The sequence below is a fragment of the Chitinophaga sp. NPDC101104 genome, assembly GCF_050277495.1.
Lineage (GTDB): Bacteria > Bacteroidota > Bacteroidia > Chitinophagales > Chitinophagaceae > Chitinophaga.
Map to the genome: position 1 here is coordinate 3,395,670 of NZ_JBNNSF010000001.1, position 14,810 is coordinate 3,410,479.

At 55.5% G+C, this 14,810-nt stretch carries 13 protein-coding genes; 8 read left to right on the top strand and 5 right to left on the bottom strand.

Going from position 1 to position 14,810, the window contains the following annotated elements:
• The first annotated feature begins 290 nt into the window (after positions 1–290).
• Positions 291–1,331 (top strand): rhodanese-related sulfurtransferase, encoded by a 1,041-nt coding sequence (locus ACQKLP_RS13615; RefSeq protein WP_427323296.1) that lies wholly within the window; start codon positions 291–293, stop codon positions 1,329–1,331.
• Here the strand turns inward: ACQKLP_RS13615 and ACQKLP_RS13620 are convergent.
• From ACQKLP_RS13620 to ACQKLP_RS13630, 3 genes are all read right to left on the bottom strand, one after another.
• Positions 1,320–2,012, bottom strand: coding sequence for a LytR/AlgR family response regulator transcription factor (locus ACQKLP_RS13620; protein WP_427323297.1), 693 nt, complete (start codon positions 2,010–2,012; stop codon positions 1,320–1,322). The two genes, ACQKLP_RS13615 and ACQKLP_RS13620, sit on opposite strands and share 12 nt — an antisense overlap.
• Positions 2,009–3,031: a sensor histidine kinase gene (locus tag ACQKLP_RS13625; RefSeq protein ID WP_427323298.1), complete on the bottom strand. Its 1,023-nt coding sequence runs from the start codon at positions 3,029–3,031 to the stop codon at positions 2,009–2,011. The genes ACQKLP_RS13620 and ACQKLP_RS13625 overlap by 4 nt, the downstream gene beginning before the upstream one ends.
• Positions 3,032–3,316: 285 nt before the next feature.
• Positions 3,317–5,254 carry an ABC-F family ATP-binding cassette domain-containing protein gene (locus ACQKLP_RS13630; protein WP_427323299.1) on the bottom strand — a complete coding sequence of 646 codons (1,938 nt, stop codon included), beginning with the start codon at positions 5,252–5,254 and terminating at the stop codon, positions 3,317–3,319.
• A 71-nt stretch (positions 5,255–5,325) separates the two neighbouring features.
• Here ACQKLP_RS13630 and ACQKLP_RS13635 point away from each other — a divergent pair, with 71 nt between their 5' ends.
• Positions 5,326–5,910 (top strand): hypothetical protein, encoded by a 585-nt coding sequence (locus ACQKLP_RS13635; RefSeq protein WP_427323300.1) that lies wholly within the window; start codon positions 5,326–5,328, stop codon positions 5,908–5,910.
• A gap of 3 nt (positions 5,911–5,913) precedes the next feature.
• Here the strand turns inward: ACQKLP_RS13635 and ACQKLP_RS13640 are convergent, their stop codons facing one another.
• A complete protein-coding gene (locus ACQKLP_RS13640) occupies positions 5,914–6,603 on the bottom strand; it encodes an SMUG2 DNA glycosylase family protein (RefSeq protein ID WP_427323301.1) in 690 nt (229 codons plus the stop codon).
• A 201-nt stretch (positions 6,604–6,804) separates the two neighbouring features.
• Here ACQKLP_RS13640 and thrS point away from each other — a divergent pair, with 201 nt between their 5' ends.
• Positions 6,805–8,748, top strand: coding sequence for a threonine--tRNA ligase (gene thrS, locus ACQKLP_RS13645; protein ID WP_427323302.1), 1,944 nt, complete (start codon positions 6,805–6,807; stop codon positions 8,746–8,748).
• A 99-nt stretch (positions 8,749–8,847) separates the two neighbouring features.
• Complete coding sequence (infC, locus tag ACQKLP_RS13650; protein WP_427323303.1) at positions 8,848–9,606, top strand: translation initiation factor IF-3; 759 nt, start codon at positions 8,848–8,850, stop codon at positions 9,604–9,606.
• Between the two features lie 179 nt (positions 9,607–9,785).
• Here the strand turns inward: infC and ACQKLP_RS13655 are convergent, their stop codons facing one another.
• Complete coding sequence (locus ACQKLP_RS13655) at positions 9,786–10,322, bottom strand: hypothetical protein (protein WP_427323304.1); 537 nt, start codon at positions 10,320–10,322, stop codon at positions 9,786–9,788.
• A 73-nt stretch (positions 10,323–10,395) separates the two neighbouring features.
• Here ACQKLP_RS13655 and ACQKLP_RS13660 point away from each other — a divergent pair, with 73 nt between their 5' ends.
• The 4 genes from ACQKLP_RS13660 (at position 10,396) to ACQKLP_RS13675 (ending at position 14,807) form a co-directional block, all read left to right on the top strand.
• Positions 10,396–11,370, top strand: coding sequence for a cation diffusion facilitator family transporter (locus ACQKLP_RS13660; protein WP_427323305.1), 975 nt, complete (start codon positions 10,396–10,398; stop codon positions 11,368–11,370).
• Positions 11,371–11,400: 30 nt separating this feature from the next.
• Positions 11,401–12,090, top strand: a complete 690-nt coding sequence (locus ACQKLP_RS13665; RefSeq protein WP_341839575.1) for a response regulator transcription factor — start codon at positions 11,401–11,403, stop codon at positions 12,088–12,090.
• Between the two features lie 6 nt (positions 12,091–12,096).
• A complete protein-coding gene (locus ACQKLP_RS13670) occupies positions 12,097–13,473 on the top strand; it encodes a sensor histidine kinase (RefSeq protein WP_427323306.1) in 1,377 nt (458 codons plus the stop codon).
• 92 nt (positions 13,474–13,565) lie between these two features.
• Positions 13,566–14,807 carry a TolC family protein gene (locus ACQKLP_RS13675; protein WP_427323307.1) on the top strand — a complete coding sequence of 414 codons (1,242 nt, stop codon included), beginning with the start codon at positions 13,566–13,568 and terminating at the stop codon, positions 14,805–14,807.
• Positions 14,808–14,810: the final 3 nt, after the last annotated feature.

The window sequence follows — 14,810 nt, forward strand, 5'->3', positions numbered from 1 at the left end:
TTAAGAAATCGGGGCAGCACGGGAATCATTCTCACATTCATATATCCCTTTTTCCAAAAGCGTGCCATAATTTAACTGCCACCTGCCCGCATGCATCCGATACGAATAATGTATTTGACGAATGTGATTTGAAACACAGCCGGTTGCTGTCCCGTCCCCGGCCGGCGAAAAAAATTTCCGTACCTTTGCGCCGGTTGCAACCTGTCAGGTTAAACGGCAGGAAGCTTCAAATTGATTATCAATTATTTAAAGAATTTTGTTCCACCGGCGTTGGTCCTTAAAATTCTCTTATGGCACTACACAACAGAGTATCAGCCACCGAGTTAAAGCAACGGTTGGCCGCGGAAACTTTCCGCCGCGTTACGGTATCGTTTTACCAGTACGCCAAAATTTCCGATCCGCAGATTTTCCGGGATGATTTGTACCTGGCCCTGAACCAACTCGGGGTGTTTGGCCGTATTTACGTGGCCAGCGAAGGCATCAATGCGCAGGTCAGCATCCCCGAGCACAACTACGAAGCTTTCCGCGATCATTTGTATTCCATCCCTTTCCTGAACGGCATCCGCCTCAACATCGCGGTAGACGATAACGGGAAATCTTTCTGGGTATTGAAAATCAAGGTGCGGGAAAAAATCGTGGCCGACGGGATCGACGATCCCACCTTCGATATGGACAACCGCGGCAAGTACCTCGATGCCCGGGCGTTCAACGAACTGACGGAAGACCCAAACACCGTGATCATCGACATGCGCAATCACTACGAATTCGAAGTAGGCCATTTCGACCGGGCATTGGAGGTACCGTCAGACACCTTCCGCGAGCAGCTCCCCATGGCCGTGGATATGATGAAAGACAACAAAGACAAGAACATCATCATGTACTGCACTGGCGGCATCCGCTGCGAGAAAGCCTCCGCGTACATGCTGCACCACGGCTTCAGCAACGTCTTCCATCTCGAAGGCGGCATCATCGAATATTCCAACAAAGCCCGCGAACAAGGGCTGCCGAATAAATTCCGGGGCAAGAACTTCGTGTTCGATGACCGCCTGGGCGAGCGCATCTCCGACGAGATCATCGCCCAATGCCACCAGTGCGGCGAGCCCTGCGACGATCACATCAACTGCGCCAACGAAGGCTGCCACCTGTTGTTCATCCAGTGCGAAAAATGCGCGAAAAAGTACAGCAAGTGCTGCAGCGACGCCTGCGCGGAAGTGATCGCCCTGCCCGAAGAGCAGCAGGCTGAAATGCGCAAGGGGATCGATAAAGGCCTCATGCTTTTCAACAAACGCAGGAAGCGGCGCCTGCCTTCTGCCGGGGATTCAACGCTTTAGATAGCGGTTCTGCAGGATTTTTTCCATGACTTCGTCGCGCAGCGCGCGGCTCACGGGCACTTCGTGCGCACCCACGGAAATCGTATTGCCTTCGATGCTGTCGATTTTCGAGGCGGCCACGATATAGGATTTGTGCACCTTGATGAATTGCTCCGCCGGCAGGTATTCTTCCACCGCCCTGAACGTAAGGTAAGTGATGTATTTCCGTTGCGCGGTATGCACGGCGATGTAGTTTTGCAACGCTTCCACGACGAGCACGTCCGCCAACCGTATCTTCTCGATCCGGTGTTCGCACTTGATATAGAAATGGTCGGGCGGCTCCGCTTTCAATTGCGCTTTAGCCTTGTTCACCGCCTTGAGGAAACGCTCGAAGGAAACGGGCTTCAGGAGATAATCGAGCACATCCAGCTCAAAGCCTTCCAGCGCATGATCGGGATAGGCGGTGGTGATGACGGTGAGGGGCTTTTGCGGCAGGGTACGCAGGAATTCCAGTCCGCTGAGCCGTGGCAAACGGATGTCGAGGAAGAGGAGATCGACGGGCTGGCGGTGGAGGAAATCCGCCGCTTCGGGCGCGCTGCCGCATTCTCCCGCCCATTCCAGGAAACTGACGTCGGCGATGTATTCGCGGAGGCCCTGGCGCGCCAGGGGTTCGTCGTCCACGACGAGGCATTGTAATTTCATACCTGCAAGGTTAATGTGACCGCAAAATGCTGCGCGCCCGGCACGATGCAGAGCGCGTGTTTCCCGTTATACAAAAGTTCCAGCCGCCGCTTTACGTTGCTGAGCCCGATGCCGCCCGGAGCGCCCTGCGGCCGGGGTTCACAGGTATTTTCCACCGTAAACGTGAAGCGTCCGTTTTCCCTTTCCATCTGGATATGAACCGCATTCGAAGCACGATGCGAAATGTGCTTGAAGGCATTTTCCACGAAGGGCATCAGCAGGAGCGGGGCGATGTCGAAATCCTTCACCCCGTCGCCCTTTTCGAAATGTATTTCGTACTGCGCGCCATGGCGGAGCCTTTGCAGGGCGAGGTAATTCTCCACGCAGGAAATCTCCTTCGCGATGTCGATCTTTTCGGTATTGCATTCGTAGAGTTGGTAGCGAAGCAGATCGGAGAACCGGAGCAGCGTTTCCCGCGCCAGCGTATTTTCCTTATGAATGAGAAAATAGATCGTGTTGAGGGAGTTGAAAAGTGAATGCGGGTTGATCTGGGAACGGAGGAACTGCAATTCCTGTTCGGCCCCCGCGCGCAGGGCGCTCTGCAAACGGTGGACGGTCCGGATCTGATCGATGTAGAACTTGATCCCCGCCGCCGCGCCCACCATGAAAAACAGGGGGATGTACACGTCGTACAACTGGCTGTTCAACGTAGCGTTCGGCCAATGCGTGATGGTGGAAGCATATGGCCGCAGGATCATGTTCAGCACCCTGATCACCACAAACCCCGTAACGGCCACCAATGCAGTGAAACTCACGGCAAAGGCCGCGTAGCGCTTCGTATAAAGGAACTTCGGGATCAATACGTAATTGGTAAAATACACCGCGCCCGCCAGCGACAGCACCTTGAGGAGCCCGGCCAGCACGGTAGGCGTGAGGTCGGGGTAATCGTCTATCCGCAATGTGATCCACACCACAAAGAACGCGGCCCAGAAGAATACATGATGCAGCCGCAGCCGGGTGATTGTTTTCAGGATATCCATATCGCCGTTAATATAAATGTACGCAATTTGACCGGGACCGGAATTACACGAAATGCGCGGTAAACCGGACGAAATGCATCATTCCCAACGGGAAAGGCGGCCCCCTGTCAAGGGCCGCCATGTCTGGAAATGGAAATCCAGGGGCAGGGTTTTACCAGGGAGTCTGGAATAAAGGCTGGTCGTGGTACTTGTTCCATGAAACCCCGGTAATAACGGCCAATATCTTGCAAAAAAAATCCTCCCCAGCCAAGCCGGGGAGGACCGTTATATTGTAACAGACGTGGATTATCCCTGGATTTTATCTTCCAGCTCCATCGCCTTTTCGAAAGCCGTCTCGTATTCGCCCGTTGCTTTCGCCAGCTCGGCAGCTGCCGATTTGTAACTGGTTTCGGTAGCTTTGAACTTCACTTTGTCTGCGTAAATGTCCGGGTTGGCCATGTCCGCTTCCAGCTTTTCTACTTTTGATTTCAGATCGCTCAGCTGCTTTTCCAGGTTCTGCACCTGGCGCTGCTGTTTCTGGAGCTCCTTCTTGAGGTTATTATCGACCGGTGCTTTGGGCTGAACGGGGGCAGGAGCGGGCGCGGCTTTCTTTTCCTTTTCCGCTTTCACGGGCTGCGCGTTGGCGGCCATGCGTTTCTTCCATTCTTCCCATTCGCCGTACGTGCCTACGAATTCCTTGATCTCGCCATCCACGATCTCCCAAATCTTATTCGCCGTTTTGCTGACGAAATAACGGTCGTGGCTCACCAGTACGAGGCTGCCCTCATACTTGCCCAAGGCATCGATGAGCATGTCTACCGAGTTCATGTCCAGGTGGTTCGTCGGTTCGTCGAGCAGCAGGAAATTCGCCTTGCTGATGATCACCTTGGCCAGCGCCACGCGCGCTTTCTCGCCACCGGAAAGGATGCGGATCTTTTTGAAAACATCGTCGCCCTGGAACAGGAACGCCCCCAGCAGGCCGCGGAGCTCCATTTCCGTGTTGCCGCTGGCGCAGCTTTTCAGCTCTTCGAGGATCTCGTTGTCGAGATGCAGGGATTCAAGCTGGTGCTGCGCGTAAAAACTCGGCACCACGTTATGCCCGGGGATGCGTTCCCCTTCGAAGCTGTCCGTTCCGGCGATCACGCGCAGGAGGGTCGATTTACCTTTACCGTTGGCCCCGATCAACGCGATCTTGTCGCCGCGGTTGATTTCGGCGCGGGCGTTCTGGAGGATGCGCAACTGGCCGTATGCTTTAGACACGCCGTTGAGCGTGCAGAGTATTTTGCCGGGGATTTTGTCTACGCTGAAGTTCATCCTGATTTTCGACGGACCGTTATCCACCTGCTCCACGCGCTCCAGTTTATCGAGCCGTTTCATGATCGACTGTGCCTGTGCGGCTTTGGAGGCTTTTGCCTTAAACCGTTCGATGAATCGTTCCTGCTGGCGGATGTAATCCTGCTGGTTCTCGAATGCGCGCTGCTGCAGCTCGCGGCGGAGTGCCTTTTCCACTTCATAATCCTCGTAATTGCCGGCGTAGTGGTGCAGTTCCTGCTGGTACAATTCCACGATCTTATTCACCATGCGGTCGAGGAAGAAACGGTCGTGCGATACGATGATCACGGCGCCATCGTAATTGCTGAGATATCTTTCCAGCCATTCGATGGAGGGAAGGTCGAGGTGGTTCGTCGGTTCGTCGAGCATCAGCACGTCCGGCTGTTGCAGGATGAGCTTAGCCAGCAGCACGCGCATGCGCCATCCGCCGGAAAACTCGCTGTAGGGCCGCTCCAGGTCGGCGGTGGAAAAGCCGAGGCCTTCCAGTACGGTAGCGGTTTTGTGACGGATGTTGTAGCCGTCGAGGATATCGAATTCATGCAGTTTTTCGCTGTAAGCCATCAGCAGGGCCTCGTCTTCAGAGTTTTCCAGCTGCCGGGTCATTTCCTCCAGCTCCTTTTCGACTTTCACCGCTTTTTCGAAGGCGGTCATGCCTACGTTCAGGATGGATTCGTCCGATTCGAAGCTGAGCAGGTCCTGGTTGAAGAACCCGATGGTCGTGTCTTTTCCTTTATTGAGACTGCCTTTTGAAATGGTGTATTCTCCGTTGATAATGCGCAGCAGCGTGGATTTGCCGGTCCCGTTGAGCCCGATGAGGCCGACCCGGTCGCCGGGTACGATGTGCCAGGTGCTGTCTTCTACGATGGTCCTTGCGCCGAATTCGAAAGTGATGTCCTGCAGTGCGATGAGCATGTTGAAATCGATATTAAACCCGCAAAGATAGTCAAATTATTCCATCTATATTTGTTGAAAACAAGGAATGTATGGGCAGCAAATTATGGTCGGGGGGATGGATGATATTACTGGCCGCCGTGGCCTGTACGCAACCTGTGAAAGAACCGGCCGGCGAAGGGGAGAACCCGGTCGTGGAATTCAGCGGGATCGCGATCCCCGCGGTGCTGAAAGACTCGCTGCGCGGGGTGGTGGACGGATATAAAGTACTGTCAGACGCCCTGGCCAGGGAAGACACGCTGCTGGCCGACGCGGCGGCAAGGCTCATGCGCCAGCGGCTCGATAGCCTCCCGTTATACCGCTCCGGATTGGATTCCGCGCATGCCGGCGCCCTGGAACTGAATGCGGGCAGCATTTCGGCGGAATTGGCGGCCATGACGGCGGAAGGCGGCGGGCTGGAAGGCCGGCGGCAGTCGTTCTGGATGGCTTCCGAGCTGTTGTACGACCTGTTGCAGCAGACGGGCTCCGTCAACGGGGTGAAATATCATTACTGGTGCGGGGAAGCGTTCGGCGGGAAAGGGGCTTTCTGGCTGGGGGATTCCGCAGCGCTCGCCAATCCCTACGGCGGGAAGGCGGATTGCGCCGAACCGAGGGATACGATCGGTCCATGGCGCTGATCATCAGACATCAAACGCTGTAAGGTATTTGTCAATATATTCCTGCTTGCTTTTCAGCTTGTATTGCATGACAAAGCGGGGATGTTCCAGCGGGATGAGCTTTTTGAAGAACCCTTCCGCCGCGTTCACCTGTTGCACGAATGCGGCATTTTTCCCCGTCCCCAGTACGTAGGCCACATCCCGGTTAAGCCCGAATTCCACCTGTTTCCGGAGGCTATCCACCATAAAGCCGTACACCGCCGCGGTGAGGGCTTTGCTGTCGTAATAATTGTAATTCACTTCCTTGCCGCCGGGTTGCCGGATGGTGAAGCCCAGCGGGCACATCGAGCCGATGTAGAAATCCCGGTAAAACGCTTCCGGCCCGCCGTAGGCGGCGATCACATCGTACACGAACACGGAAGAAACTTCATAGGATTTGAACCCGGGGTACGAAATGCCGCAGGGGTCCGCCAGGCGCTTCGAATCCGTGAAAGGCACGCCGGAAAGCGCGGCGCCGAACCGGCCGGGGTTGATGCCGATGATCATCCGCCGCTGGTGGGTTTCCCCGTAAAACTTCCGGTAGAACGCTTCCATCACGGGAATGACGGAGGGATTTTCGGCGAAGGGGTTCATGATCCGGATGCCCGGCGGCAGCTTGCCGGAATAGGAGAGATGCGTGTTGAAGTGAATGATCTTGTCGGCCATCGTTTTCATGCCGCAAAAATAGGGAAACGGGAATTGTTGGCCGGCACCCGGGAAAAACGACCGGGAACGGGGCGCCTGCAGGGTAATTTCAGCCCGATTATCGTAATTCGCATGCATTCATATCCCGCTGATTTAAATCAACTCATGCGGATTTTCAAATTCGTTGCGGATTTTGTAATTTCGCATGCATTTTATTTGAGAAAAGGATTTATGATCAACATTACATTCCCGGATGGCGCTGTAAGACAGTATGAGCAAGGCGTAACTGCACTGGACATCGCAAAATCCATCAGCGAAGGGCTGGCCCGAAAGGTGCTGGCGGCGAAGGTTAACGGTCAGGTGGTAGACGCCACCCGCCCCATTTCGAAGGACGGCACCCTGCAGTTGCTGACCTGGACGGATGCGGACGGCAAGGCTACCATGTGGCATTCCTCTGCTCACCTCATGGCGGAAGCGCTGGAGAGCATGTACCCGGGAGTGAAATTCGGATACGGCCCCCCGCTGGAAAACGGCGGCTTCTTTTATGATGTGGACCTGGACGGCCGGCAGATTTCCGACGAGGAGCTCCGCCAGCTGGAAGCCAAGATGAACGAACTGGCGAAGCAGAACAACGCCTATGTCCGCAAAGAAGTGGCGAAAGCCGACGCCATCGCCTATTTCAAGGAAAAGGGCGATCCCTATAAGCTGGACCTCCTCGAGAAGCTCGAAGACGGCTCCATTACTTTTTACACCCAGGGAGCGTTCACCGACCTCTGCCGCGGGCCGCACATCCCCAATACCGGCTTCATCAAAGCCGTAAAACTGACGAACATTGCCGGCGCCTACTGGCAGGGTACCGAAAAGAACAAGATGCTCACCCGCATCTATGGCATCACGTTCCCTTCCCAAAAGGAGCTCGACGAATACCTGGCCCTCATCGAGGAAGCCAAAAAACGCGACCACCGCAAGCTGGGCAAGGAGCTCGATCTCTTCGCGTTCTCCGAGCGCGTAGGCCTGGGCCTGCCCCTGTGGCTGCCCAAGGGCGCTATGCTCCGGGAGCGCCTGCAGTCTTTCCTGCAACGCGCCCAGGTGGAAAGCGGGTACCTGCCCGTGGTAACGCCCCACATCGGCAGCAAACAACTCTACGTGACCTCCGGCCACTACGAGAAATACGGTAAAGACAGCTTCCAGCCCATCCATACGCCCGAAGAAGGCGAGGAGTTCCTGCTTAAACCCATGAACTGTCCGCACCACTGCGAGATTTATAAAGCGTCCCCGAAGTCATATAAAGACCTCCCGGTGCGCCTGGCGGAATTCGGCACCGTTTACCGGTACGAACAGCATGGCGAGCTGCACGGGCTTACCCGCGTGCGGGGCTTTACCCAGGACGATGCGCACCTTTTCTGCCGGCCAGACCAGGTGAAAGACGAGTTCATCAAGGTGATCGACCTCGTGCTGTACGTATTCAAAAGCCTCAACTTTACCGATTATACGGCACAGATTTCCCTGCGCGACCAGGTAGACCGCAGCAAGTACATCGGTTCGGAAGAGAACTGGGAACGTGCGGAACAGGCCATCATCGAGGCGGCGGCCGAAAAAGAGCTGCGCACGGTGGTGGAATACGGCGAAGCTGCATTCTATGGCCCGAAACTTGATTTCATGGTGAAAGACGCCCTCGGCCGGAAATGGCAACTGGGCACCATCCAGGTAGATTATAACCTGCCCGAGCGTTTCGAGCTGGAATATATCGGTCCGGACAACAAGCCGCACCGCCCGGTGATGATCCACCGCGCGCCCTTCGGCTCGCTGGAACGCTTCATCGCCGTGCTGATCGAGCACTGCGCCGGTAAATTCCCGCTTTGGCTCACGCCGACGCAGGCCAAAATCCTGCCGATCAGCGACAAGTTCCTGCCTTATGCAGAAAAAGTCGCCGAATTGCTCAAAAAAGCCGAAATTCGCGCTGAAATTGACGACAGGAACGAAAAGATCGGGAAAAAGATCCGCGAAGCGGAACTGGCGAAAATCCCCTACATGCTGGTGATCGGCGAAAAAGAGGAAACCGAAGGTAAAGTGGCCGTGCGCCGCCAGTCGAAAGGAGACCTCGGCACCCTGGATGTAGACGGGTTCATTAGCCTGGTTCAGGATGAAGTGATTAATCGTAAACCATTTGAATAATCCTTTTGTTCTTAATAAAACAATTTTAACCAATGTGTGGTATGCCGGTTTAAAACAGTCCACCGTCAGCACCATTCTCTTTTAACAACAAACATTTTAATGCAACAAGGACCAAGACCAAATTTCAGGGGCAGAAACCCCAACTTCAGAAGAGAACAACAACAGGAGCACCGTACCAACAGGATGATCCGCGTTCCGGAAGTAAGGCTGGTAGGCGACAATGTTGAACCGGGTGTTTACAGCACGGAAGAGGCGCTTCGCATGGCGCAGGACCAACAGCTCGACCTGGTGGAGATTTCCCCCAACGCCGCGCCTCCTGTTTGCCGGATCATCGACTATAATAAATTCCTTTACGAGAAGAAGAAGAAGGAAAAGGAAATGAAGGCCAACGCTCACAAGAGCGAGGTGAAGGAAATCCGCTTCACGCCCAATACCGACGATCACGACTTCGACTTCAAGGCCAAGCACGCCGAAAAATTCCTCAAGGAAGGCAACAAGGTTAAAACTTATGTGCAGTTCAAAGGCCGCGCCATCATGTTCAAGGAGCGCGGAGAACTGATCCTGCTGAAGTTTGCCGAGCGCCTCGCCGAAGTGGGCGCCCTCGAAGGCATGCCCCTCATGGAAGGCAAACGCATGATCGCCATTTTTGCTCCCAAATCCAGCAAGAAGGCTACCAAAGCGCCCAAAGAGCCGAAAGAAGGCGGCGAGCGCCCGGAACGTCCCGAACGCCCCGAGCGTCCCGAACGCGACCAGGCTCCGCAGCAACCGCAGCAGCCTCCCGTGCGCCGGCCTATCGAGATCAAGTACGCCACCCCGGCCCCCAAGCCGAATACGGACGCTAACAACAACGGCAACTAATCATTGCCTGAAAGAGATATCTGGCTGACCGGAGCGCACCCCGCATTCCGGTCAGCCTTTCTTTTTCCTGGAATTGAACAAGGGCTGAAGCAGCCATATCAGGAAACATCCCGCCGGAATATTTCTCTGGTTCGAACAATAGCCGTGGCAGCTTTTTCAAGATCCTCCCGCTGGAATATTCACTTTACTTTATTCCCCGGCTTCGATAAAGCCTGCAGGGTTTTCTTTGCGCGGCTCACAAATCCCGGCGTTGCCCCTTCCCGTAACTGGTCTTCGATCAGCAGCACGATCTCATTCTTTATTTCAGGATAAGTAACCGCGAGATTGGCCAGCACCGTCATCGAAAACGCGCGGACGGCCACCGTTTCCTCCACGTCTTCCAGCAACCGGAAACAAACGTCCATCACCGGGCCGTGCAGGCGTTCGGGTACTTCCACATATTGCAGGATGCCCACCACATTTCGTTTAACCGAGACCGGTATGCCCGCATCGTCCATCCTGCGGACCATCGCTTCCAGATGCGGCTCCACCAGCCGGGGGTATTTCTCCGCCACCAGGCGCAAAGGCCAGGCCGCGCGCTGGACTACGCGGTATTCATCGTACAGGAAAAGCCCGATCAATTCGTTCAACCGTGCCTCGCTTTTGCCAATGTATGCGGCAACGGCTTCCGTCTGGGCCCGGGAATGCGCTTCCAGCAGCATCGATCTGATTGTCATTTCACAAAGGTAATTACGCGGCAATTAACTCTTTTTCGTTTTCTTTGTTCTACCAACAACAAATCTGACCCAATTGATCAGGAAGGAACTACGGATCATTCTGCTTTCGCTGGGCGTGAGCCTGGTGCTGACCGTCGCCAAGTTTGCGGCGTATTTCCTTACGCACTCCGTCGCCATACTTTCCGATGCGCTGGAATCCATCATCAACGTGGTGGCCGGCGCTTTCGCGTGCTACAGCATATACCTGGCGGGCAAACCCAAAGACGAGAACCATCCTTACGGCCATGGTAAAGTAGAATTCTTCTCGATCGGCTTCGAAGGCGCCATGATCTTCATCGCCGGCGTGCTCATCCTCTACAAGGCAATACAGTACTTCATTGCACAACCGCAACTCGAGCAGATCGACAACGGATTGTGGATGATCGGCAGCACTGCGGCGGCAAACATGGCGATGGGGCTTTACCTCATCCGCTCCGGCAAATCCCTCGGCTCCATCACGCTTTCGGGGAACGGGCAGCATCTGCTGACAGACGCGTACAGCTCCCTGGCCCTCATTGCAGCCTTGCTGGTATTGAAGTTCACGGGATTCATGTGGATAGACCCGCTCGTGTCGGTTGTGGTGGCGGGATTGATCCTGCGGAAGGGATACCAGCTCATGCGGCAATCCATCAGCGGGCTGATGGACGAAACGGACATGAAGGTGGTAGACAAAGTGGCGGAGATCCTGGACCGGAACCGCCGTCCTGCCTGGATCGATGTCCATAATATGCGGGTACAGCAATACGGGAACAACTATCATATCGACTGCCACGTAACCCTGCCCTGGTACCTGGAGCTGAGCCAGGCGCACGATGAGCTGAAACGCATGGAAGATTGCGTGAAGCGGGAAATGGACGCTCACGAAGTGGAGTTCTTCATCCATGCAGACCCCTGCGTCCCGGAAAGCTGCCGCCACTGCGGGATTGAAGATTGCCCGGTCAGGAAGCACCCCTCCGAAGGCCGCATCGAATGGAACCGCGCCAACGTACTGCCCAACCGGAAACATTAGTCATTCCCACTTTTTTCCTAGATTAGCACCATGCAAAGGATACTGATCGTTGAAGATGAAGTGAAAGTCGCCAACGCCGTGAGAATGGGGCTGGAAGAAAACGGATTCGAGGTGGAAGTGGCCTACGACGGGCGGATGGGCAAAAGTCTAGCCACCAGCGGCGATTACGACCTCGTCATTCTCGACCTCAATCTTCCCCACCACAACGGTTACGAAATCTGCGAACTGATCCGCCGGCGGAACAACAAGGTAGCCGTCATCATGCTGACCGCCTTCGGCGGGATGGACGATAAGATGCAGGCCTTTGAACTGGGGGCAGACGATTACCTCGTCAAACCCTTCGACTTCCGCGAGCTGCTGGCGCGCATCCGCGTGTTCCTCAAAAGGGCCGGAGCGGAGGTGCCCACCCATCGCAACGACAAAATCTCCATCGGCGACCTGGAAATCGACCGGGAGCGGAAAGAAGCCTGGCGCGCCGGTAAAAAAATCCCCCTCACCGCCAAAGAATACCAGCTGCTCGAGCTGCTGGCCCTTCATAAAGGAAAGGTCATCTCCAAAATGACGATCGCCGAAAAAGTATGGAACATCGATTTCGACACCGGCACCAACGTGATAGAGGTGTACATCAACTTCCTCCGGAAAAAAATCGATAAGGATTTCGACGTTAAATTGCTGCATACCAAAACGGGGATGGGATATTTCCTGTCCGACGAACCCTGACGCCGCTTGAAGATCAAATATAAAATAGCTATTTACTATACGCTGTCGGCCGCCTTCCTGCTGATCGCATTTGCCGTGCTGGCATATTACTTCTCCGCCAAATCGCGCCGCGACGAGTACCTCGAGCGCCTGGAATACCGCGCGCGCTCCATCGGCAGCGTCATCATCGAAAACGACCAGGTGCAGATCGGGCTGCTGCGCAAGCTCGACAAAACGACTTTCCAGGACCTTTACCAGGAAACGATCCTCGTATACAACGAAAATTACGACCTGCTTTATACGAACGTGAAAGATACGGCCGTGCGCATTCCACGGGCGCTGCTGGACCAGGTCAAACAGCAGGGCTCGCTCATCCGCAATCAACAGGGAGGGGAGCTGGCCGGGATCCATTATACAGAAGACAACATCAGCGTGCTTGTGCTCGTTTCTTCCTTCGACAAATACGGTTTCCAGAACCTCCAGAACCTGCGGCGCATCCTTATTATCGAGCTCATCGTGGGCGTGGTGCTGCTGGTGGGCGTGGGGTATTTCTTCGCGCGGAAGATGGTGCAGCCCATCGACCGGCTCGTGGAACAGGCGGATTCCATCAACGCCAACAACATGCAGGATTCGCGGGTGGAGATCAAAGGGAGCGACGAGATCGCGCAATTGGGCGCGAATTTCAATACCATGTTACAACGCTTGAGCCATTCGTTCGACCTCCAGAAAAGTTTCGTGAGCAATGCGAGCCATGAGCTGCGGACCCCGCTGGCGGCCATCATCAGCCAGCTGCAGGTGACGCTCGCCAAAGAGCGCACAGGGCCGGAGTACGAAGCCGTGCTGGAATCCGTGCTGGAAGATGCGGAAGGATTGAGCGAGCTGACGAACGGGCTGCTGCAGCTGGCGCAGTCGGAAATGAACCGCCACGAGTTCGCGTTCACACCCGTACGGGTAGATGAGCTGCTGTGGGATACGGCGGATTTCGTACGGCGGAAATGGAAATCCGTCGGCAAGGTGGACATCCAGTTCCTCCGCGAGCCGGAGCAGGACGAAATGATCACCTGCAACGGGAACGAGGCGTTGTTGCGCATCCTGTTCATCAACCTGCTCGATAACGCCTGCAAGTTTTCCGAAGACGCTTCCGCCCGGGTGATCCTCGATTTTAATGAACGGTACATTTTAGTGCATGTGAAAGACCACGGGCCCGGGATCCCTCCCGGCGAGCAGGAAAAAATATTCGAGCCCTTCTTCCGCGGCACCAATGCGGCACAGGCGCGGGGCCACGGGCTGGGCCTCTCTATCTGCCGGCGCATCACCGATCTGCACGACGGGCGGCTGACCGTGTTCTCCATCCCCGGGGAAGGCAGCACGTTTACCGTACAATTGCCACATATTACTGCTTAATGCTGTTTTTAAGTCTTTTTTAATCCGCTTTAAAGGCTGGTTTAATTCCCGGTATGGAGCTTTGTGTCATGAAATGGCTCATAGTTCTCCCGATGATTTTTGTCCTGACCCTGAAAGGATTTTCCCAGGAGGCCCGCTCCCTTACACTGCAACAGGCCGAACAGGAATTCCTGCAGCGCAACTTCCGGCTACTGGCCGAACGGTACCGCGTCAATGCCGCGGAGGCGCTGGTGGACCAGGCGAAAAAATGGGATAACCCCACGCTTTCAGGGACCTTAGGCTTCGGATCCCTGGACAAGGTACAGCCTTTTCACATCGGCGGCGGTGGACAGCTCGAGGGCTCGGTGGAACAGATCATCCAGATGGCAGGCAAACGCAACAAACAGGTGCAACTGGCCCGTTGGAACGCAGCTACGTCTGCCGCCGCTTTCTCCGAGCTCATGCGGACGCTCCGCCTGGAGCTGCGCAGCAGTTTCTATCAATTGTTTTTCCTGAAAGAGTCCGAAAAGACGCTGCGCAACCAGCTCAGCAACCTCCAGCGCATCCTGGAAGCCTATCGCAGCGCAGACGCCAGCGGGAGCGTGGCCCACGCCGACGTGATCCGACTGCAAGCCCTGCAGGTAGGTATCGCCAACGACTATACGGACCTGCGCCAGCAGGAAATGGACGCCTCTCTGCGCCTGCAGCTCCTGTTGGGCAGTAAAGAGCCCGTGACGCCCGATGCCGGCCCGGATGTGCTGCAACGTTATGTTTTGGGACGGTACGACCTCGCCACCCTGACGGATACCGCGCTGGCCAACCGGCCCGACCTTCAGGTGGCGGATCGCAGGCTGGAAGCGGCCAAAATGAACAACCGCCTGCAAAAGGCGCTGGCCGTTCCCGATCTGCACCTCGGCGCGGCTTACGACCGGCAGGGGAGCTACACCAATAATTTCATAGGGCTTACGGTAGGGGTAGACCTTCCGCTGTGGAACCGCAACCAGGGCAACATCCGCGCTTCGGCGCAGGAAGTGAAAGCCCAGGCCGCGGAGCTGGACGAGCAGAAACTCATCATTTCCGCCGAAGTGGCGAACGCGCTGGAAAAAATACAGTTCCTGGAAAAGGGGACGGAATGGCCCGACCTTAAATCGTTTAACGCCGAATACACCCGCCTCATCGAAGAAGTGGCGGCGAACTTCCGGAAAGGGAACATCTCGCTCCTGCAGTTCATCGATTATTTCAACAGTTACAGCGAACACATCCTGCACGCCAATAAATTCCTCAGCGACCGCGTGCTGGCATACGAAGAGCTGAACTACACTACCGGCACGCAATTATTCAACAATCCGCAATGACTC

What these genes read in the sequence shown, in the direction of transcription:
- infC (WP_427323303.1), top strand. Translation starts at nt 8,848, where the DNA reads ATGCAACAAGGACCAAGACCAAATTTCAGGGGCAGAAACCCCAACTTC.
- ACQKLP_RS13655 (WP_427323304.1), bottom strand. Translation starts at nt 10,322, where the DNA reads ATGACAATCAGATCGATGCTGCTGGAAGCGCATTCCCGGGCCCAGACG.
- ACQKLP_RS13665 (WP_341839575.1), top strand. Translation starts at nt 11,401, where the DNA reads ATGCAAAGGATACTGATCGTTGAAGATGAAGTGAAAGTCGCCAACGCC.
- thrS (WP_427323302.1), top strand. Translation starts at nt 6,805, where the DNA reads ATGATCAACATTACATTCCCGGATGGCGCTGTAAGACAGTATGAGCAA.
- ACQKLP_RS13625 (WP_427323298.1), bottom strand. Translation starts at nt 3,031, where the DNA reads ATGGATATCCTGAAAACAATCACCCGGCTGCGGCTGCATCATGTATTC.
- ACQKLP_RS13620 (WP_427323297.1), bottom strand. Translation starts at nt 2,012, where the DNA reads ATGAAATTACAATGCCTCGTCGTGGACGACGAACCCCTGGCGCGCCAG.
- ACQKLP_RS13630 (WP_427323299.1), bottom strand. Translation starts at nt 5,254, where the DNA reads ATGCTCATCGCACTGCAGGACATCACTTTCGAATTCGGCGCAAGGACC.
- ACQKLP_RS13615 (WP_427323296.1), top strand. Translation starts at nt 291, where the DNA reads ATGGCACTACACAACAGAGTATCAGCCACCGAGTTAAAGCAACGGTTG.
- ACQKLP_RS13635 (WP_427323300.1), top strand. Translation starts at nt 5,326, where the DNA reads ATGGGCAGCAAATTATGGTCGGGGGGATGGATGATATTACTGGCCGCC.
- ACQKLP_RS13675 (WP_427323307.1), top strand. Translation starts at nt 13,566, where the DNA reads ATGATTTTTGTCCTGACCCTGAAAGGATTTTCCCAGGAGGCCCGCTCC.
- ACQKLP_RS13640 (WP_427323301.1), bottom strand. Translation starts at nt 6,603, where the DNA reads ATGAAAACGATGGCCGACAAGATCATTCACTTCAACACGCATCTCTCC.